General features: G+C 70.8%; 11 protein-coding genes. 5 read left to right on the top strand and 6 right to left on the bottom strand.

Annotated elements, in window-relative coordinates:
• Positions 1 to 2 precede the first annotated feature (2 nt).
• The 3 genes from tldD to V7Z98_RS09960 all read right to left on the bottom strand — a co-directional run bounded on the left by tldD (position 3) and on the right by V7Z98_RS09960 (position 6,615).
• The gene (tldD, locus tag V7Z98_RS09970; RefSeq protein WP_334157841.1) at positions 3 to 1,484 is read right to left on the bottom strand and encodes a metalloprotease TldD; all 1,482 of its coding nucleotides are present in this window, start codon (positions 1,482 to 1,484) and stop codon (positions 3 to 5) included.
• 143 nt (positions 1,485 to 1,627) lie between these two features.
• Positions 1,628 to 2,488 carry a carbon-nitrogen hydrolase family protein gene (locus V7Z98_RS09965; protein ID WP_334157840.1) on the bottom strand — a complete coding sequence of 287 codons (861 nt, stop codon included), beginning with the start codon at positions 2,486 to 2,488 and terminating at the stop codon, positions 1,628 to 1,630.
• Positions 2,485 to 6,615, bottom strand: coding sequence for a YhdP family protein (locus tag V7Z98_RS09960; RefSeq protein ID WP_334157839.1), 4,131 nt, complete (start codon positions 6,613 to 6,615; stop codon positions 2,485 to 2,487). The genes V7Z98_RS09965 and V7Z98_RS09960 overlap by 4 nt, the downstream gene beginning before the upstream one ends.
• Positions 6,616 to 6,886: 271 nt before the next feature.
• Between V7Z98_RS09960 and glnE the strand changes: the two genes are divergently transcribed.
• Together glnE and V7Z98_RS09950 are read left to right on the top strand one after the other, a co-directional pair.
• Positions 6,887 to 9,688 carry a bifunctional [glutamate--ammonia ligase]-adenylyl-L-tyrosine phosphorylase/[glutamate--ammonia-ligase] adenylyltransferase gene (gene glnE / locus V7Z98_RS09955; protein WP_442951828.1) on the top strand — a complete coding sequence of 934 codons (2,802 nt, stop codon included), beginning with the start codon at positions 6,887 to 6,889 and terminating at the stop codon, positions 9,686 to 9,688.
• A 57-nt stretch (positions 9,689 to 9,745) separates the two neighbouring features.
• Complete coding sequence (locus V7Z98_RS09950) at positions 9,746 to 11,986, top strand: hypothetical protein (protein ID WP_334157837.1); 2,241 nt, start codon at positions 9,746 to 9,748, stop codon at positions 11,984 to 11,986.
• Between the two features lie 84 nt (positions 11,987 to 12,070).
• Here V7Z98_RS09950 and V7Z98_RS09945 read toward each other — a convergent pair whose 3' ends face one another.
• The gene (locus tag V7Z98_RS09945; protein ID WP_293265437.1) at positions 12,071 to 13,228 is read right to left on the bottom strand and encodes a pyridoxal phosphate-dependent aminotransferase; all 1,158 of its coding nucleotides are present in this window, start codon (positions 13,226 to 13,228) and stop codon (positions 12,071 to 12,073) included.
• 245 nt (positions 13,229 to 13,473) lie between these two features.
• On the opposite strand from V7Z98_RS09945, the gene mtnA reads away from it, so the two are divergent.
• Positions 13,474 to 14,652: an S-methyl-5-thioribose-1-phosphate isomerase gene (gene mtnA, locus V7Z98_RS09940; protein WP_334157836.1), complete on the top strand. Its 1,179-nt coding sequence runs from the start codon at positions 13,474 to 13,476 to the stop codon at positions 14,650 to 14,652.
• 68 nt (positions 14,653 to 14,720) lie between these two features.
• Positions 14,721 to 15,407: a class II aldolase/adducin family protein gene (locus V7Z98_RS09935; protein ID WP_334157835.1), complete on the top strand. Its 687-nt coding sequence runs from the start codon at positions 14,721 to 14,723 to the stop codon at positions 15,405 to 15,407.
• Between the two features lie 93 nt (positions 15,408 to 15,500).
• On the opposite strand, the gene V7Z98_RS09930 is transcribed toward V7Z98_RS09935, so the two are convergent.
• A complete protein-coding gene (locus tag V7Z98_RS09930) occupies positions 15,501 to 17,735 on the bottom strand; it encodes a sensor domain-containing diguanylate cyclase (protein ID WP_293265431.1) in 2,235 nt (744 codons plus the stop codon).
• 41 nt (positions 17,736 to 17,776) lie between these two features.
• On the bottom strand, positions 17,777 to 18,664 hold the full coding sequence (locus V7Z98_RS09925; protein WP_293265429.1) for an NAD(P)-dependent oxidoreductase: 888 nt from the start codon (positions 18,662 to 18,664) through the stop codon (positions 17,777 to 17,779).
• 353 nt (positions 18,665 to 19,017) lie between these two features.
• On the opposite strand from V7Z98_RS09925, the gene V7Z98_RS09920 reads away from it, so the two are divergent.
• Positions 19,018 to 20,646 (top strand): methyl-accepting chemotaxis protein, encoded by a 1,629-nt coding sequence (locus V7Z98_RS09920; RefSeq protein WP_334157834.1) that lies wholly within the window; start codon positions 19,018 to 19,020, stop codon positions 20,644 to 20,646.
• Positions 20,647 to 20,682: the final 36 nt, after the last annotated feature.

Below are 20,682 nucleotides of genomic sequence, written 5' to 3'. Positions count from 1 at the left end.
GCTCAGGCGGTGCCGCCCACGGTCAGGCCGTCGATGCGCACGGTGGGCATGCCGACGCCCACGGGCACGCTCTGGCCTTCCTTGCCGCAGGTGCCGACGCCGGAATCGAGGGCCATGTCGTTGCCCACCATCTTGACGTGGGTGAGCGCGTCGGCGCCGTTGCCGATCAGGGTGGCGCCCTTGATCGGGTACATGATCTTGCCGTTCTCGACCCAGTAGGCTTCGCTCATCGAGAAGACGAACTTGCCGTTGGTGATGTCCACCTGGCCGCCGCCGAAGTTCACCGCGTAGACGCCCTTCTTCACCGACTTGATGATCTCTTCCGGCGACTTGTCGCCGGCCAGCATGTAGGTGTTGGTCATGCGCGGCAGGGGCAGGTGGGCGAAGGATTCGCGCCGGCCGTTGCCGGTGGGGGCGACGCCCATCAGGCGGGCGTTGAGGCTGTCCTGCATGTAGCCCTTGAGGATGCCGTCCTCGATCAGCACGGTGCGCTGGGTCGGGTTGCCCTCGTCGTCGATGTTGAGGGAGCCGCGCCGGTCGGGGATGGTGCCGTCGTCCACCACGGTGACGCCTTTGGACGCCACCCGCTGGCCCAGCTTGCCGGCAAAGGCCGAGCTGCCCTTACGGTTGAAGTCGCCCTCCAGGCCGTGGCCCACCGCCTCGTGCAGCAGAATGCCGGGCCAGCCCGGGCCCAGTACCACGGTCATGGGGCCGGCGGGCGCCGGGCGGGCGTCCAGGTTGGTGACCGCCTGGTGCACCGCCTCCCGGGCGTAGCGGTCGAGCATGGCCTCGTCGAAGTAGCCGTAGTCGAAGCGACCGCCGCCCCCGGCGTGGCCCTGCTCGCGCTTGCCGTTGTCCTCGACGATGACGGTGACGCCGACCCGCACCAGGGGACGCACGTCGGCGGCCAGGCGGCCGTCGGCGCGCATCACCAGCACCACGTCGTATTCGCCGGCCAGGGAGGCCATCACCTGGGTAACCCGGGGATCGCAGGCCCGGGCGAAGGCTTCGAGCCGCTCCAGCAGCTTGACCTTGGCTTCCGCCGGCAGGGAGGCCAGGGGGTCCTGGGCGGCGTACAGGGCGCGGCCGTCCACCAGGTTGCGGCGGCGCTGACCGGCGGCGACCCGCTTGTTCTGGCCGGCGGCGGTGATCGAGCGCACCGCGGCGGCGGCGTCGCTGAGGGCCGCCAGGCCGATGTCGTCGGAGTAGGCGAAGGCGGTCTTTTCGCCGGACACGGCGCGCACGCCGACGCCCTGGTCGATGTTGAAGCTGCCGGATTTGACGATGCCCTCTTCCAGGGCCCAGGACTCGGAGCGGGTGTACTGGAAGTACAGGTCGGCGTCGTCCACGCCCGGCGCGTTGAGCTGGGTGAACACCTTGTCCAGGGTGGATTCGGACAGGTCGAAGGGGGCCAGCAGCAGGCTGTCGGCGACCGCCAGGGGGTTGGCAGCGGCGGTGCGGGTGGCGGTGGCTTTCTTGCTCATGGAAACTCCAGATTCGATTCGGGCGGGATCGCGGATACAGAATCCAGCATCGGGCCCGGAAACAGCTTAGCGCAGGGGCGCGGCCGGCGCGCAACGGTATGTGACGGCGCGACCCGGCAGGCGGCCGCGTGGCGGGAAAAGACTCACAGCACCCGGTGCTTGAGGGCGGGCAGGCTGGCGCGCACCTCGGCCAGATAGGTGGGGTCGAAATCGGCGATCACCACCCCCGGGCCTTTCAGCTTGCGGTCCAGGATGTCGCCCCAGGGGCCCACCACCATGCTGTTGCCGTGGGTCTCCCGGCCGCTTTCGTGGCGGCCGCCCTGGCCCACGGCCAGCAGGTAGCACTGATTTTCGATGGCCCGGGCGCGCAGCAGGATTTCCCAGTGGGCGCGGCCGGTGGTCTCGGTGAAGGCCGCCGGCATGACGATCAGGTCCACCGGCTTGTCGTTGCCATCCACGCCGCCGGCCAGGCGCCGGTACAGCTCGGGAAAGCGCAGGTCGTAGCAGATCGACAGGGCGACCCGGCCGAAGGGCGTATCGAAGGCCACCGGGGTGTCGCCGGCCTCGATGGTGGCGGCCTCGTCGTAGCGCTCGGCGCCCTTCTGGAAGCCGAACAGGTGGATCTTGTCGTAGCGCGCCACCCGCTTGCCGTCCGGGCCGTAGGCGACGCTGCTGTTGCGCATCTTGTCCGGGGCGGAGGCCTCCAGGGGCACCGAGCCGCCGATCAGCCAGATGCCGTGGCGCGCCGCGGTCTCGGCCAGAAAGTCCTGGACCGGCCCGCCGCCGCCCTGCTCGGCGTCCTTCTCCCGGGCCGCCACCTTGTCGGCGTCGGAGGCCCCGATGATTGGGAAGTACTCGGGCAGGGCCACCAGGGTCGCGCCCTGGGCCACGGCCTCGGCCACCAGGCGGCCGGCGGTTTTCAGGTTGTCGGCGACCCGGGGGCCGGACACCATCTGCGCGGCGGCCAGGCGCACCGGCGCGGGGGAAGAAGCGGTGGAAGTCATTTTGCGTCCTTGCTGTCCTTGCTTTCGGCGGAAGGGGCGGCGCCCGGCGCCTCGCCATCGTGGGCGGGGAAGACGGCGGGGCGGCGCCCTTCCTTTTCGACCTTGGGATCAGCCCAGGTTCCGGTCACCCGGTAGTCGAAGGAAAACACCTTTTCGATCGGATTCTGCAACACCTTCTGCGCCAGGTAGGCGGCGGCGCCGATTACCGGGTTGACCACCGCCACCCCCAGGGCCACGGCGTTGGTCAGGGACGGCTGCACCGTCACCTTGAGATTCTGGGTTTCCTTGTCCAGATCCACCTCGCCGCCCAGCTTGATGCGCGCCGCCGGGCCGTCGATGAGCAGGTCGCTGGTGCGCGCCCGGCCCCGGTCCAGGGTCACGTCGCCGCTGATCGACTCGAAGGCGAAGCCCTCAGAGAAGATGTCGCGGAAATCCAGGGTGACGCGCCGCGGCAGGGCTTGCAGCGACAGCAGGCCGAGGAGCTTGCCCGCCCCCGGCTCGATCTTGGCGAACTGGCCCTTCTCCGCCTCCACGTGCAACTGGCCGGACAGGCTGGCCACGTCCAGGTCGGCGGGGCTGCCGACCCAGGACAGGCGCCCGGTCAGCTTGCCCTGGCCGCGCCGCACCGCGTCGGGCTGGCCGAGGCGGGCGAGGAACTTGCCGATGTCGGAGGCTTCCACCGCCACGTCGAGGCGGGTCTCGCCCCGGTCGGCGCCGGCAGGCGGGCGCCAGCGGCCGCTGGCGGCGATCTGGCCGTCGGCGCCGGACAGGGCCAGCCGGTCGATGCGCCAGGGCGGCGCCACGGCGGCGGCCCCGGAGGCGTTTCGGGCCTCGTTGGCGGCGCGCAGGTCGAGGCGGCCGAGGCGCCGGCCTTCATAGACGAAATTCTCGGCGGAAATATCCAGGGCCGGCAGGCGGGTCAGGGCATCTCCCTCGCCGGACAGGGCGCTCTTCACTTCCGACTCGGGCAGGGTGATCTGCTTGAAGCGCCCCACCAGACGGCCGTTGGGCAGATTGGCGCCGGGACCTTCCCAGGACAGCTGGCCGTCCACCTCCTTCGACGACAGCTGGGCGGCGAGGACCGGCGGCCCGTCGCCCCGGCCCGAAACGCCGCCGGCCTGGGGCTGGGCGCGCAGGGTGACGTCGTGGAAGCGCCGGCCGGACAGGATCAGTTCCGGCGTGCGCAGGTTGACCACCGTGGGCAGCGAGGCACCGCCGGCGCCACCATCCTTGTCGTCGTCGGCGAGACGCTTCCACTCGGCCACGTCGAAGCGCGGCACGGCGATCGACACCCCCAGCCCCCGGGCCGGCAGGGTCGCCGCCGCCCCTTCACCGATGGTCACCACGCCCCGCTCCAGGGGAGCGTCGGGGCCGGTGCGCTGCTGCAAGGTGACGCTGGCGACGCGGCCGACCTGGATCTTCAACTGGTCCAGGGGCGTGGTGCCGGGAATCCGGGAGCGCTCCACGTGCAAGGCCAGGACATCGGCGGCGGATTTGTTGAGGGGCGCCGGCAAACTGGAAGCGACGCCCTTCAAGTCGCTGTCCACCACCACCTCGGCGCTGCGCTTTTTCACCCGCACCTCCCCCCGGTAGGCGGCCTGGCCCGACAGGGCGTCGAAGAAGGGGCCCGGCAGCACGTCCTGCCACGCCCGCCGCGCCTCGGCCACGGTGGCGCTGCCGCGGAAGCCGACCCGCACCCGTTCCGCCTCGGAGCGGGCCTCCACGGTCACCGGGCCGCCCATGAACTGGCCGGTGATGGCGCGGATGGAAATGCCCTGGTCGGTAAAGGCGAGCTTGCCGTTGACCCGGGTCAGGGGCGGCAGGCCGGACACCACGGCGAGCTGGTTGTCGCGGAATTCGTACTGACCGGCGACGGTGGTGTCCGTCACCTTGCGCAGGGGCATGCGGATGTCCAGGTCCAGGCCGCCGTTGCCCTGGGCGCGCATGTCCTCGGTGAAGTGGTCGATGCGGTTGCCCACCGGGCTCTGCTCGACGAAGTCGAGGAAGGCGGCGGTGGGGCCCTCGGCCCGGCCCTTGATGACGAGCAGCTCTTCCGGCGCCTCCAGGTCGGGGATGGTCGCTTCCACCTGGGGCAGGCGAGCGGCCAGGATGTGGCCGTCCTTGGCGCGGATGGTCATGCGCTCGCCCTCGAAACGCAGGCTGCCTTCGATGCCGTCGATGGCGGGCCAGCCGTCGGCGTACTCCAGGCGGGCCTGGTGAATGTCGCCGGTGACCAGGAACTGGCCGCCGGCGTTGCCGCGGAAGGGGAAGCGGTCCAGGTCGCCCTTGAGCACGAGCCGGCCGTTGGTGGCGTGGCCGGCGGTGATGGCGCGGCGCAGCCAGACCCGGGCATCCTCGCCGACCGTGTTGGGCAGGTAGCGCCACACCGCGTCGCCCCGGGCCCGAGTCAGCTCGGCCCCCAGGTCGATGACGCCGCCGCCCTGGCCGGTGTAACGGTAGGTGCCCCGGGCACTGCCGGCGGCATCGGCGTTGGCGAAGGCCACTTTTTCCAGGGTCACGCCGACCTGGGCCGGCGCCCCGGCCCGGCGCTCCACGGTCCAGCCAATGGCCGCGCTCAACTGGTCGAAGGCCAGATCCGGATCGGGGAAGACCCGGGGCAGCAGCAGGTGGGCGCCATGGGAATCCAGGGTCAGGCGGCCGCTGTCCTGGCGCCCTTCCATCAGGCCGGACAGCCCGCTGGCGCCGGGCACGGCCCCCAGGGGCGCCATGCCGAGCTGCTCGAAGCGCACCCGGTAGCTGTAGTCGGCGGGGGCCTGGCCCTTGCGGTCGAGGCGCACCTGGGCCTCCCGCAGCAGCCCCCGGGGGCGGGCCTCGTCGAGCAGGGCCAGGGCCTGGTCGGGCAGGGGCAGGCGCCGCGCCAGGCGGGCCAGGCCGTCCAGTTCCAGGCGGCTGGCCGAGGCTTCCAGATAGGTGTCCTGGTCGTCCATGCGCCAGGCCAGGGTGAAGTCGGTGGGCGGGATCACCACCCGGCCGGCGGCGCTTTTGGCGGCGTCATGCTTGCCGCTCTCGCCGCGCTCCCCGGCATCCGGCGCGCTGGCGGCCAGGGTCAGGCCCCGGGCACGCACCTCCTGCAAAGGCAGGCCGTCCCCCAAGCGCCGGTAGCCGATCCGGCCGGCCAGGGCGTCCACGTCCAGGGCCGGCAGCCGGGGACTGACCCGCAGGTCCACCTCCGCCAGGCGCAGGTCGGCGGCGGCGGAGGCTACCGTGCCCCGGTCGAAGTCCAGCCACAAACGCACCCCGCCCCGGCCCCGGTGCAGTTCCAGGGGCAGGTCGAGCCACAGGTTCCAGGCCGCCAGGTCGGTGTCGTCCAGGTTGGCGTAGAGGGTGCCCTTCCAGGTCGACGGCCGGGTCAGGTCCCGGGTGGACAGGTCGCCGCGCACTTCGATGCGGCTCGCCACCCCGGCCGGCGGATCGGCGCGCAGGCCGAAGCGGTGGCGTCCGAAGGCCGACAGGCTGTTTTGCAGGCGCAGATCCACCCCGGCCAGGGCCAGGACCGGGGCGTTGCGCAGCCGGTCCTCCCAGACCAGGCGGGCCTGGCGGATTTCGATCAGATCCTGGGACAGTACCCAGTCGCTGGCGCCGCCCTCGTCGTTGTCGGCAGACACGGGCATGCCCGCCACCAGCAGCTTGCCGTCGGGGTCGCGCTGGATGTGCAGCTCGGGCGCGTCGATGAGCAACCGGTGCAGGTGCAGGGAAAGCAGGGGCAGGGAACGCCAGGCCACCACCGCCTCGACCCGGGGCAGGGTCAGCACCGGCCGGCCGGATTCGTCGGACAGGGTCAGGTCGGACAAGGTCACGCCGGGGCGCAGCCGCTCCCAGCGGGCTTCGATCTTGCCCAGGGTGACCGGACGCTTGAGGGCGCCGGACAGGGCCTGCTCGATCTGGGGGCGGAATTCCTCCACCCGGGGCAGGGCGTAGTAGCGCAGGAACAAGGCCACCGCCGAGAACAGCAGGATCGCCCCCATCGCCGCCCAGTACAGGGCCGCCAGCACACGGCGCATCGCCGGACGGCGCAACCTGGCGGTGCGCCGGTAGACCAGGCGGCGCAGGGCGGCCGGCTGCGGCGAGGGCGCGGAAGCGTCGGTATCGGGGCGGGGATCGGTCACGGTGGAAAAAGCGGGCGGGCTGGGCGGTGGCGGCGAATATGAAGGGCAGATGCGGAACGATCGGGAGGCTGCAGCAAGGCCAGCGGCAATACAGCCTTGAATCTGCGGGGAGCACGCCCTAGGATGCGGCTTTGCTCCGGCGGCACGACCAGGGGCGCCTTATGGCGCTCTCCGCCCCGCCGGCTGCGGCAGCCCGTCGCGGCCGGAGAAGGTTCCCCCAAGCGCCCCGCACCCCGCATCCTGCCTCGCCCTGATCAGTTCTTCATTTTACATGAACCCCACTCCCCTCCCCGTCTCCGCCTCGCTCCCCACCGCGTCTCCGTTGCCCCTCCCCACCGACTGGGCAAGCGCCCGCACCACCGCCGTCGCCCACAGCCGCTTTCTGGAACGGCTGCTGGGCGCCCGCCCGGGCCTGGAGGAGGCGGTGGCCGCCCGCTGGCAGGCGCCCCTCGACCGGGACGCCCTGGCCGAATGGCTGGCTCCCCGCCTGGCGGCGGCGGACGGCGACGACGCCCTCAAGCGCGAGCTGCGCGCCCTGCGCGCCTTCGCCATGGCCCACCTGGCGGTGCGCGACCTGACCGGCCTGGCGCCCCTGGCCGAGGTGGTGGAAACCATGACCTCCCTGGCCGAGGTGACGGTAAACGCCGCCCTGGCCTTCTTCCACGCCGGCCTGGCCGCCCAGCACGGTGAGCCCCGGGGCGCCGACGGCCAGGCCCTCACCCTGGCGGTGGTGGGCATGGGCAAGCTGGGGGGGAGGGAGCTCAACGTCTCGTCGGACATCGACCTGATCTTCGTCTATCCGGAGGAAGGCCAGACCGACAAGGGCCTCGACAACTACGACTTCTTCTCGCGCCTGGGCAAGCGGCTGATCAACGCCATCGACGATGTCACCGGCGACGGCCGGGTGTTCCGCGTGGACATGCGCCTGCGCCCCAACGGCGATTCCGGCCCCCTGGTGTGCTCACTGGATTCCCTGGAAAACTACTTCATCACCCAGGGGCGGGAGTGGGAGCGCTACGCCTGGATCAAGGGCCGGGTGATGAACGACCTGGGCCAGACCTGCCACGCCCAGGCCCTGGCCCAGGTGGTGCGCCCCTTCGTCTTCCGCAAGTACCTGGACTTCGGCGCCATCAACGCCATGCGCGACCTGCACACCCAGATCCGCCGCGAGGTGGCGCGCAAGGACATGGCCGACCACGTCAAGCTCGGCCCCGGCGGCATCCGCGAGATCGAGTTCATCGCCCAGGTGTTCCAGCTCATCCGCGGCGGCCGCGACTCCCAGTTGCAGGTCAAGCCGACCCTGGAAGTGCTCGCCCGCCTGGCCGAGCGCAACTTCCTCAGCCCCGACGCGGTGGCCGAGCTGACCCGGGCCTACGACTTCCTACGCCGGGTCGAGCACCGCCTGCAATGGTTCGAGGATGCCCAGACCCACCGTCTGCCCGGCATCGAGAGCGGCGGCGGCCAGGATCGGGCCCGCCTCGCCGCCTCCATGGGCTTTGCCGGCTGGGACGATTTCCTCGCCGTGCTCGACGACCACCGCCAGCGCGTCTCGCGCCACTTCGAGGCGGTGTTCGCCGACCCGGAAGGCAAGCGCCCCGAGTGCGAGGGCTCGGCGCCCCTGTGGCAGGGCGGCCTGGACGACGAGGTGGCGGCGGCCAAGCTCACTGCTCTGGGTTACCGGCGCCCGGCCGACACCCTGTCGCTGATCCAGCGCTTCCGCGCCGGCAGCCGCTACCAGCAGCTGCCCACCCAGAACCGGGAACGTCTCGACGCCCTGGCCCCGGGCCTGATCGACGCGGCGGCGGCGGCCAGCCAGGTGACCGGCGCCGAGGCCGACGAGACCCTGGCCCGCTGCCTGGCCTTTCTCGAAACCATCGGCCGGCGCGGCGCTTACCTGGCCCTGTTGCAGCAATACCCCCTGGCGCGGCAGAAGGTGGCCGAGCTGATCGGCGCCTCCCACTGGGCGGCGGACTACCTGAACCACCACCCGATCCTGCTCGACGTGCTGCTCGACCCGCGCCTGACCGAGGTGCGTGAGGATTGGCAGGCCGACTGGACCGCCTTCCGCGCCGAGCTGGCGCGCCATCTGGCCGACACCGCCGGCGACGCCGAGCGGCAGATGGATCTGCTACGCGAGGCCCACCATGCCCAGGTGTTCCGCCTGCTCGCCCAGGATCTGGCCGGCCTGCTCACGGTGGAGCGGCTCTCCGACAACCTCTCGCAACTGGCCGACATCCTGGTCCAGGCGGTGTTGGAACTGTGCTGGGGCTTCCTGCGTCAGCGCCACCGGGACAAACCGGCCTTCGCCGTGATCGGCTACGGCAAGCTGGGGGGCAAGGAACTGGGCTACGCCTCGGACCTGGACATCGTCTTCCTCTACGACGACCCGGCCCAGGAGGCCGAGGAGGTCTACGCCCGCCTCGCCCAGCGCATCAACACCTGGCTGTCGTCGCGCACCCCGGCCGGCATCCTGTTCGAGACCGACCTGCGCCTGCGCCCCAACGGCGACGCCGGCCTGATCGTCACCTCCACCGCCGCCTTCCGCGACTACCAGCTCAAGCACGCCTGGGTGTGGGAGCACCAGGCCCTCACCCGGGCCCGCTTCGTCGCCGGCGACCCGGCCCTGGGCGAAGCCTTCGAGGCCATCCGCGTCGAAGTGCTGCGCCAGCCCCGGGATCTCCAGGCCCTGCGCGACGAGGTGGTGGCGATGCGCCACAAGATGCGCGACAACCTGGCCACCGGCACAGATACCGAGTTCGACATCAAGCACGACGCCGGTGGCATCGTGGACGTGGAATTCATCGTCCAGTACCTGGTGCTCGGCTACGCCCATGCCCATGCCGAACTGACCGGCAACCTGGGCAACATCGCCCTCCTGAAGATATCCGCCGACCTGGGCCTGATCCCCGCCGACCTGGCCGAAGGGGCGCGCCGCGCCTACCGGGAATACCGCCGCCTGCAACACGCCAAGCGCCTCAACAACGCCCCCAAGGCGCGCATCGCCAAGGACTCGGTGGCCAGCCACATCGCCGCCGTGACCGCCCTGTGGCAGCATGTCTTCGCCGCGCAATGAACCGTTGCCGCCCCTGTGCGTCCTAATCGAACCGTCATTAAAACCGCGACAATAACCATGAACGCTCCCGCCCATCCCCACGCCCACACCTGGAAGTTCTTCCGCGCCGGCGGCTTCGATCAGGTCCGCCTCGACGCCGCCGCCGACCTGCTGCACCTGGAACAGCTCGACCAGAAGCTGTGGGTCGCCCTCTCATGCCCGGTCAAGGGCCTGGAGTTCGACGAAAAGACCCTGGCCCTGATCGACACCGACCACGACGGCCACGTGCGTGCGCCGGAGTTGATCGCCGCCCTGCACTGGGCCGGCGAGCGCCTCACCGCCACCCACCGGGAACTGCTCGCCCGGGGCGCCGCCCGGTTGCCCCTGGCGGCCATCGGCGACGACGCGGCCGGCGCCCCCCTGGCCGCCGCCGCCCGGCGCATCCTGGCGGTGCTGGGCAAGGCCGACCAGGAGGACATCGGCCTGGAGGAAACCCAGGGCCACGCCGAACTGGTGGCCGGCGCCCCCCTCAACGGCGACGGCGTGGTCACCGCCGCCTCCACCGACGACGAGGCCCTGAAGGCCCTCATCGCCGAGGTGATCGGCAGCGTCGGCAGCACCCCGGACCTGTCCGGCGAGCCCGGCGTCGCCGCCAACCTGCTCGAACGTTTCGTCGCCGACAGCGACGCCTGGCTGGCCTGGCAGCACACCGCCGACGCCGATCCGGCGGTGCGCCCCCTGGGGGATGCCACCGAGGCCGCCTGGGACGCCCTGGAAGCGGTGCGCGCCAAGATCGACGACTGGTTCGCCCGGGTCCGCCTGGCGGCCTACGACGAAGCCGCCGCCACGGCCCTCAACCCCTCCGGCGACGACTTCCGCCTGCTGTCCGCCACCGTCCTTTCCGCCCAGGCCGAAGGCATCGCCGCCCTGCCCCTGGCCAAGGTGGCCGCCCCCGGCGCCGCCGAGCCGGCCCTGCCCCTGGCCGCCGCCCTCAACCCGGCCTGGGCGGAACGCCTGGCCACCTTCGCCGCCCAGGTGGTGGCGCCCCTGCTCGGCCAGCGCACCGCCCTGTCGGCCAGCGACTGGCAGTCCCTCCAGGACAAGCTCGCCCCCTACGGCGCCTGGCGCGCCCAGGCGGTGGACACCCCGGTGGCTGCCCTGGGCCGGGAACGCCTCACCGAACTGCGCGACAGCGGGCTGCGCGACAAGCTGGCCGAGCTGATCGCCGCCGACGCGGCCCTGGCCCCCGAATTCGCCGCCTTCGCCGACGTGGACCGGCTGGTGCGCTACGTGCGCGATCTGGCCAAGCTGGCCCACAACTTCGTCTCCTTCCGCGACTTCTACACCGCCGTCGGCAACGAACGGGCTGCCGAAGTGGCCAACGGCAACGGCAATGGCAACGGGGTGGGCATCCAGCTCGGCAAGCAGCTGCGCGCCGTGTTCCAGGCCGGCACCCTGTTCCTCGACGGGCGCAGCTGCGACCTGTGCGTCAAGGTGGACAACGCCGACAAGCACGCCGCCACCGCCACCCTGTCGCGCCTGTGCCTGGTCTATTGCGAGTGCGTGCGCAACGGCGAAAGGATGACCATCGCCGCCGCCTTCACCTCGGGGGATTCGGACCAGCTGATGGTGGGCCGCAACGGCGTGTTCTACGACCGCAAGGGCCGGGACTGGGACGCCGTGGTGGTGAAGATCCTCGACCACCCGATCAGCCTGCGCCAGGCCTTCTGGCAGCCCTACCGCAAGGCCGCCAAGGCGGTCAGCGACGCCGCCCAGAAATTTGCCGCCACCCGTGCCCAGGCCCGGGACAATCAGATGGCCGCCACCGCCGTGGCCAACACCACCAAGACCCTGGAAGGCGGCGCCCCGCCGGCTCCGCCGCCGCCCCCGGCCTTCGACGCCGCCAAGTTCGCCGGCATCTTCGCCGCCATCGGCCTGGCCATCGGCGCCGTGGGCACGGCCATCGCCACGGTAATCACCGGCTTCCTCGGCCTCAAGTGGTGGCAAATGCCCCTGGCCGTCGGCGGCATCGTCCTGCTCATCTCCGGCCCGGCGGTGCTGCTGGCCTGGTTCAAGCTGCGCTCCCGCACCCTGGGGCCGATCCTGGATGCCAACGGCTGGGCGGTGAACGCCCGGGCCAAGATCAATATCCCCTTCGGCACCTCCCTCACCCAGCTGGCCAAGCTGCCCGAGGGCGCGGAACGCAGCCTGTCCGACCCCTACGCCGAAAAGAAGCAGCCCTGGGGCTTCTACCTGTTCATGCTGATCGTCGCCGGCGCCCTGCTCTTCTGGGTGGCGCGCAGCCTGAGCGGCGGCTGATCGACGCCGCGACAAACGAAGAGGCCGCTGGGAACACCAGCGGCCTCTTTGCTTTGGCGGCGGCACCGGCCACCGGGCGGGCGCCTACAACCGGCGCAGCCGCTCCCCGGCCGCGGCCAGGGTTTCTTCCTTCTTGGCGAAGCAGAAGCGCACCACGCCGTCGTTGCGGCCGTTGGCGTAGAAGGCCGAGACCGGGATCGCCGCCACCCCGGCCTCCCGGGTCAGCCATTCGGCGAACTGGGCTTCGGGCAGGTCGGAAATTTTGTCGTAGCGGGCCAGTTGGAAGTAGGTGCCGCGGCAGGGCAAGAGTTCGAAGCGGCTGCCGTCGAGCTGGGCGCGGAAGAAGTCGCGCTTCTGCTCGTAGAAGTCGGCCAGGCCCAGGTGGCGGCGCGGCTCCTGCATGTATTCGGCGATGCCGTACTGGGACGGGCCGTGCACGGTGAACACGTTGAACTGGTGCACCTTGCGGAACTCAGCCATGAGGGCCGCCGGGCCGTAGCAGTAGGCGATCTTCCAGCCGGTGATGTGGTAGGTCTTGCCGAAGCTGGAGACGATCAGGGTGCGCGCCGCCAGGGCGTCGTGGCGGGCCAGGCTCTCGTGGCGCACGCCGTCGAAGGTGATGTGCTCGTAGACCTCGTCGGACAGCACCACGATGTCGCTGCCATCCACCAGGGCCGACAGCTCGGCCAGGTCCGCCGGGCCCATCAGCGAGCCGGTGGGGTTGTGGGGCGAGTTGACGATGATCATGCGGGTCTTGGCGGTGATCGCCTGCTTCACCGCCGCCCAGTCGTAGCTGAACTCGGGAAAGGTCAGGGGCACGGCCACGGCCTTGCCGCCCACGGTCTCGATGGCCGGCACGTAGGAGTCGTACACCGGCTCGAAGACGATCACCTCATCCCCTGGCCTGACGAAGGCGGCGATGGCGGTGAACAGGGACTGGGTACCCCCGGCGGTGACGGTGATCTCGCTGTCCGGATCGTAGGCCCGGCCATAGAGGGCCTGGACCTTGGCGGCGATGGCCTGGCGCAGCGCCGGCAGGCCGGCCATGGGCGGGTACTGGTTGTGGCCCTCGCGCATGGCTCGCTCCACCGCCTCGAACAGGGCCGGCTCGGCCTGGAAGTCGGGAAAGCCCTGGGACAGGTTGATGGCCCCCACGTCCGCGGCCAGCTTGGACATGACGGTGAAGATGGTGGTGCCCACCTGGGGCAGCTTGGAGGTAAAGGAAACCGGAGTGGCGATCATGGTCGGTGGTCGGCGGCGACACAGGACGGACGAAGGCTTGGACTATGCCACAATCGCCCCCCGGGAGTCCCGCCGCGGGGCCCGGCGCCATTCCGCTGCCATGCCCTGGTGCGACGGCCCGCCCTTCCCGCGTCCCGGGCCGCCGGCACGGCTACTGCCGTGATGCGCCGGCGAACCCCCTGGTTCATTGCGCCACCCGCCGCCGCTTTCCCGCCCCGTTTTCCAGTTTTCGCAGCCCGTCACCGATGCCCGCCACTGCCGCCCCCGCCACGTTCTCCTCCCTGCGCCCTGCCCCCGCCGGCCGGGCCGTGGAGATTCTCGACCAGACCCGCCTGCCCTTCGCCAAGGCGTGGATTCCCCTGGCCCACCGTGACGATGCGGCCCACGCCATCGCCGCCATGCAGACCCGGGGGGCCCCCCTGATTGGCGCCGTGGCCGCCTTCGGCCTGGCCCTGGCGATGGCCGAGGACGCCTCCGACGCGGCCCTCACGGCCTCCACCGCCCTGCTCGCCGCCACCCGGCCCACGGCGGTGAACCTGGCCTGGGCCCTGGCCCGGCTGGAAGCCCTGTTGCGCCCCCTGCCCCCGGCCGCCCGGGCCGAGGCGGCCTGGGTGGAAGCCTGGGCCATCGCCCACGAGGACGCCGCCCAGTGCGCCGCCATCGGCACCCACGGCGCGGCGCGGCTGCTCGCTGAAATCAGCGGAATCGACGCCTCCTCCGGAAACCCAATAGGGGCGCGGACCTTGGCCCAGGCCGGCAGCGCCGCTACCGCCACGGCAGCGCCCCGCCCCCTCAACATCATGACCCACTGCAACGCCGGCTGGCTGGCCACGGTGGACCACGGCACGGCCCTGGCCCCCATCTACCGGCTCCACGCCGACGGGGTGCCGGTGCACGTCTGGGTGTCGGAAACCCGGCCGCGCAACCAGGGCCTGCTCACCGCCTGGGAACTGGCCGAGCGGGGCGTGCCCCACACGGTGATCGCCGACAACGCCGCCGGCCTGTTGATGATGCAAGGCCGGGTGGACGCGGTGATCGTTGGCGCCGACCGCATCGCCGCCAACGGCGACGTGGCCAACAAGGTCGGCACCTACCTCAAGGCCCTGGCCTCCCGGGCCCACGGCGTGCCCTTCTTCGTCGCCGCCCCGGTGTCCACCCTGGACTTTGCCTGCCCGGCGGGCAGCGCCATCCCCATCGAGGAACGGGCCGGCGACGAGCTGCGCCAGGTGCCGGGCCGGGACGATGCGGACCGGCCGGCCACGGTGCGCCAGCTGCCGGCGGAGCGGCCGGTGGCCAATCCGGCTTTCGACGTCACCCCGGCGGCCCTGGTGACGGCCCTGATCACCGAGCGGGGCGTCTGCCCGGCCAGCGGTGCCGGGCTGGCCACCCTGTACCCGGAGCGGGCCGGCGCCCTGCCCCGCTGAACCCCGCGCCAGCAAAGGATCTTCAGGCAGCCACCCTGAAACCCCGCGCCAGATAAGGACTTCCAGCCATGCCCCACCAAGACCCGCGCCCCGCCTTGCTTTGCGCCATCCAGTGTTTGGTCGGGATGCGCCTGACCCCGGGCACCTCGGGCAACCTGTCGGTGCGCGGCACCTGGCGGGATGACCTCGGCAGCGCCCCCCGGCCCGGCTTCTACATCACCCCCACCGGCATGGCCTACGAGGGGCTGACGGTGGACGACCTGCCCTTCGTCGGCCTGGACGGCACGGTGCGCGGCCGGCGCAAGCCCAGTTCGGAATGGCGCCTGCACCGGGACCTCTACGCCGCCCGGCCCGAAGCCCACGCGGTGCTGCACGCCCACTCCACCGCGGCAGTGGCCCTGGCCTGCCTGCGCCGGGAGATTCCGCCCTTCCATTACATGATCGCCCGCTTCGGCGGCGACACGGTGCGCTGCGCGCCCTACGCCACCTTCGGCACCCAGGCCCTGTCCGACGGGGTGGTGGCGGCCATGGCCGGCCGGCGTGGTTGCCTGATGGCCAACCACGGCATGGCGGTGATCGGGGAAAGCCTGGACCAAGCCCTGGACCTGGGGCTGGAACTGGAAGTGCTGTGCGAGCAGTACGCCCGGGCCTGCCAGCTGGCCGCCGCCCTGGGGGCCGCCGGCCCGGTGCTGCTCGGGGCGGAGGCGATGGCCGAGGCCCTGGCCGCCTTCGGCGACTACGGCAAGCAGGCGTGAAGGGAGAACGGGGTAGGCAGGCCGCATCCTGCGTTTCCGGAGACCCAGCTTGCATCCCCCCTCCGGGCCTAGGCGGAGGCCGAGCGGCTTAGGCTAGGCCGGCGCGATGTCGGCCACGACGTAGCCGTTGCGCCCCGCTGCCTTGGCCCGGTACATGGCCTGGTCGGCGATGTGCAGCAGGGTATCCACGTCCCGGCCGTGGTCGGGGAAGAAGACCACCCCGACGCTGGCGGAGATTTCCAGGTGCAGGCCGTTCACGTCGAAGGGACGCGCAATCTCGGCCACCACCCCATCGGCGACGCGGCGCACGTCCGCCGCCCCGGCCACCCCGGCCAGCAGCACGACGAATTCATCCCCCGCCAGGCGCGCCACCGTATCCGAGCCGCGCACCAGGGCGTTGAGGCGCTGTGCCACCAGGACCAGCAAGGCATCCCCCACGGCGTGGCCGTAGGTGTCGTTGACCGGCTTGAACCGGTCCAGGTCGACGAATAGCAGCCCCACCTTTTCCGCGCTCCGCTCGGCCACCGCCAGGGCCTTGTCCAGGCGGTCCTGGAACAGGCGCCGGTTGGGCAGTCGGGTCAGGGCGTCGTGGTTGGCGCCGAACCACATTTCGTTTTCGGCGTGCTTCTTCTCGGTGATGTCCTGGTAAAGGGCCACGTAGTGGGCCACCTGGCCGTTCTCGTCGCGCACCGCGTCGATGGAGGCCCACACCAGCAGCGCCCGGCCGTCCCGGTGCCGGTTCCACACCTCGCCCTGCCAGTGGCCCCGCTCCGCCAGGTCGCGCCACATGGCGCGGTAGAACTCCCGGTCGTGACGGTCGGAACGGTAGAAGCCGGCGCGCCGCCCCAGGGCGTCGCGCTCGCCGTAGCCGTAGAGCTCCTCGAAGGCCGGGTTGATGCGCACGATGGTGCCGACCTGGTTGGTGACCACCACCGCCTGGGCCATGGACTGGACCACGGCGCTGCCCAGGCGCGCCTCCAGGGCCCGGTCCATGAGGGCGGTGACATCGGCGAAGGAGGCCAGCACGCCGCCCCCCGCCTCCCGGGGCAGCAGCCGGGTGGACAGGTTGAGCCAGACCCGGCTGCCGTCGGCCCGGACGAACCCCAGGGTGGCGTTGGCCTGGGGGGCGCCGGTACGCAGGGCGATGGTGGTGGGCAGCTCGTCCACGCGGCACTCGCGGCCGTCGGGGTGGATCACCTGCCAGTCCTCGCTCAGGGCCGACAGCCCCACCAGGCGGTCCTCGTCCATGGCCAGGATGCGGCAGGCGGCCCCGTTGGCGGCGCGGATGACGCCCGCGGGGTCGATGCGCATCACTCCCTCGGCCATGGCGTCCACCACGCTGGCGGCCATCAGTTCGCTGCGCACCAGCTCGCGCAGCATCCGGGAACGGCGCCTCACGTCGCGCAGCAGGAAGCCCACCCCGGCGAACATGCCCAGCAGGGGCAGCCCGGCGATGAGGACGTAGGAGCGCTCCAGGGCGCCCTGGTGGCGCCGCAGTTCGTGGCCATCGTTTTGCAGCAGGATGGTGAAGGGGTAGTCGCGCAGGGTGCGCCAGGCCAGCACGCCGTCCCCCCGCAGTTCGGCGCCGGTGGGGCGGCCGGCGGCCGGCCGCATGATCTCGGGCGGAAGCTGTCCTGGCGGCTGGCCGGCGTTGCCGTTGGCCACCCGTCCGTAGCGGTCGAGCACCACCAGCCGGTCCGCCGGGTCCAGATCCACGAAGCCCCCCAGCTTGTTCAGGTAGTCGGGATAGACGATCAGGCAGATCACGCCCAGCAGCGTGCCCCGGCCGTCGAGCAGGGGCCGGGCGAAGGGCAGCACCATGCGCCCGGTCAGGCGGCTGGGGGCGACGCCGCCGACGTAGAGCAGGTTGGCGGGGGTCTGCTGGAAGAAGCGGAAGTAGTCCCGGTCCTCGACATTCAGGGGAGCCTGGCGGGAGCGGGCGGCAAACCCGGGGGCGTCGTAGAACGCCACCACGCCATGGGCGTCCACCACCGCCACGCTCACCTCGTAGCCGCGCAGGCTGCCGTAGCGCAGCCGGGCGATGCTGGCGGGAAAGCCGGCCCGGTCGTCCTGCCACTCGTGCTGAAGTATCTGCAACTGGGCGTCGAACAGCTCCACCTGGCGGGCCATGGCCTGTTCATAAGCCCGGGCCTTGGCCGCCGTGGCCGCCGCCAGGGTGTGAGCCTGTTCCTGCCGGTTGAAATGGATCTGGGCCGCCAGGGCGCCCATCACCACGGCCAGGAACAGCAGGGCCGTGCCGTGGATCAGACGGCGCGAGCGGGTTTCTTGTGCGGCGATGTCCTCTTCACCACCCACCGAACTCGGCATGGCGTCCGGGGCGGACCGGGGCCGCCCCGCCTCCTTTGGCGTTAGTTGCTGCCGGAGAGCGTCTCCAGCAGGGTCAGGGCACGCACCGAATCGTCCTCACCGTAACCGGCCCCCACCAGGGCGTTGAACATCTGGGCGGTGGCGGCGGTGCTTGGCAGGCACAGACCCAGTTCGTGGGCGCTCTTCATGACAATGTTCAGGTCCTTCTGGTGCATCCAGGCCTTGAAGCCGGGCTTGAAATTGCCGTCGAGCATGCGCTTGCCGTGGTTTTCCAGAATCCGGCTGTAGGCCGAGCCGCCCATCAGGGCCTCGCGCACCTTGTAGGGATCGACGCCGGCACGGCGGGCCAGGGAAAAGGCCTCGGCGGTGGCCATGACGTGGACGCCGGTGAGTATCTGGTTGCAGGCTTTGGTGATCTGCCCGGCGCCGGACGCCCCCACATGCACCACGGTCTTGCCCATGGCCTCGAAGGCCGGCCTGGCCTTGGCAAAACCGGCTTCGGAGCCGCCCACCATGATCGACAGGGTGCCGGCAATGGCCCCCACATCGCCGCCGGACACCGGGGCATCGAGGAAATCCACGCCCCGGGCGGCCAGCTTCTCGCCGATGGCCTTGGCAGCGGAAGGGGCGATGGTGCTCATGTCCACCGCCACCAGGTCGCGCCGTCCGGCGGCCTCGGCCCCGGCGGCGACGCCGTTTTCGCCGAGCATCACCTGTTCCACATCGGGGGCATCGGCCACCATCGAGATGGCCACCTCGGCGCCACCCACGGCCTCGGCCGCGCTGGCGGCGATCTTGGCGCCTGCCTCGGCGAGGGGCGCCATGGATTCGGCGCGGCGCGCCCACACGGTGACGTCGTGGCCGGCCTTGAGCAGATTGAGTGCCATGGGGCGGCCCATGATGCCCAGACCGATGAATGCGATTTTCATTGTTCTACTCCGTTGGGTGGAAAACCCAGTTTATCAATCAGCGTAGACATTTCTCCACTGTTTTAGGTCATTCGGACCACCGCCATTCCCCGCACCGCCTCCACTCCTGGCGTTCCCGCCCCTTCGTCCGCGAAAAAACCCACACACGCCACGGCCAACAGATTTAGTTTACCCATCTGAAATAACCATTCGCAATGAATGCAATCCAACGAATGAAAAGCAATCGTTAAATCAGTAGAAATAGAAAAAATGACCTATTAAATGAGTAAAATAGAATATCAATGTCAGATACCTGACAAAAACAAAAACAGAACCAACGGATTCACCATCCCATAAACAACAAGGAAACCGCAATGCAGAACCTCTCGGTAAAAGCCCGCCTCATCGGCGGTTTTTCCCTGATCATCTTGCTGCTGGCCGCCGCCAGCACCTTCGCCATCCTCAACATGCGCGCCCTGGCCAACGACATCCACACCATCGTCGGCGAGTACCAGGTGAAAACGGCGATCGCCAACGAGATCATCACCGACCTACTGCAGCGCGCCCGCCACACCCGTTCGATCCTGGTGTTCACGCAAAAAGAAGAAATCGACAGCGAGATCGCCCAGGTCGAGAAATACCGGGATTCCACCGCCGGCCAGATCGCCAGGCTGGAAGCGGCCATCGGCAGCGACGAAGAACGGACCCTGTTCGCGGCCCTCCAGGCCGCCCGCCAGCCCTATATGGATTCCGAGGGCCGCTACCTCGGCCTGGTCCGCAGCGGCAAGCGCGAGGAAGCCTACGACCTGCTCTTCAAGGAAACCCGCTTCCTTCAGGAGGCCTACGTGGCCAAGACCCGCGACCTGGTGAACTACGAGGAAGCCCAGGCCACCCGCTTCGGCAGCGACGCCGAAACCGCCGTCCGGCACCAGATCGCCGTGCTCGTGGCCATCAGCGCCCTGGGGGCGCTGGTGGCCGCCGCCGTCGCCACCCTGATCATCCGCCAACTGCTCGCCAACCTGGGCGCCGAGCCGGCCGAGGTGCGCCAGGTGGTGGGACGCATCGCCGACGGCGACCTGACCCAGCCCCTGGCCCTGCGCAATGGCGACCGTTCCAGCCTGCTGGCGTCGGTGAAGGTGATGCAGGAACGGCTGCGCGAACTGGTGGGCCGCATCCACGGCGATGCCGACGCGGTGAGCGGCGCCGCCGGCCAGGTGACCCTGGCGGCGGGCGAAGTGTCCACCGGGGCCGCCAAGCAAAGCGAAGCCTCGTCGGCCATCGCCGCCTCGGTGGAGGAAATGACCGTGAGCGTGCGCACCCTGGCCGACAACGCCGGCGAGGCCCGGGAGCTGGCCGAGGAATCGCGCCGCCTGGCGGACGAGGGCAGCCAGGTGATCGAGGCCGCCTTGGGCGACATCGTGCGCGTGGCCGACACGGTGAAGAACGCCGCGACCATCGTGCAGCAGCTCGGCGAGCAGTCTCAGGAAGTGTCCCAGGTGGTGACGGTGATCCGCGACATCGCCGACCAGACCAACCTGCTGGCCCTGAACGCCGCCATTGAGGCGGCCCGGGCCGGCGAGGCCGGCCGGGGCTTCGCCGTGGTGGCCGACGAAGTGCGCAAGCTGGCCGAGCGCACCAGCCAATCCACCAGCCAGATCGCCGACACCGTGACCCGCATCCAGGACGGCACCCGGGACGCGGTGGCCAGCATCGAGGTGGGCGTCAGCCAGGTCGAGGAAGGGGTGGTGGAAGCCCGTCAGGCCGGCGATGCCATCGGCCAGATCCGCGCCGGGTCGGACCGGGTGCTGGCGGTGATCGGCGAGATTTCCTCGGCCCTGGCCGAGCAGAGCACCGCCGCCAGCGAGATCGCCCGCAACGTGGAGGCCATCGCCCAGATGGCCGAGGAAAACGCCGCAATGGTGAAGAGCGCCGAAGATTCGGCCAGTGCCCTGGGGCAACTGGCCGGTTCCCTGCGCCAGACGGTGGGCGCCTTCCGGGCTTGACCGACCCAGGGCCGAGAAAGGGCGCGGGCCTCCCGG

It is taken from the genome of Oryzomicrobium sp. (assembly GCF_036820405.1).
Taxonomy (GTDB): domain Bacteria; phylum Pseudomonadota; class Gammaproteobacteria; order Burkholderiales; family Rhodocyclaceae; genus Oryzomicrobium.
The sequence above is the reverse complement of the archived record's forward strand: the minus strand, read 5'-3'. Positions and strand labels throughout refer to the sequence as shown.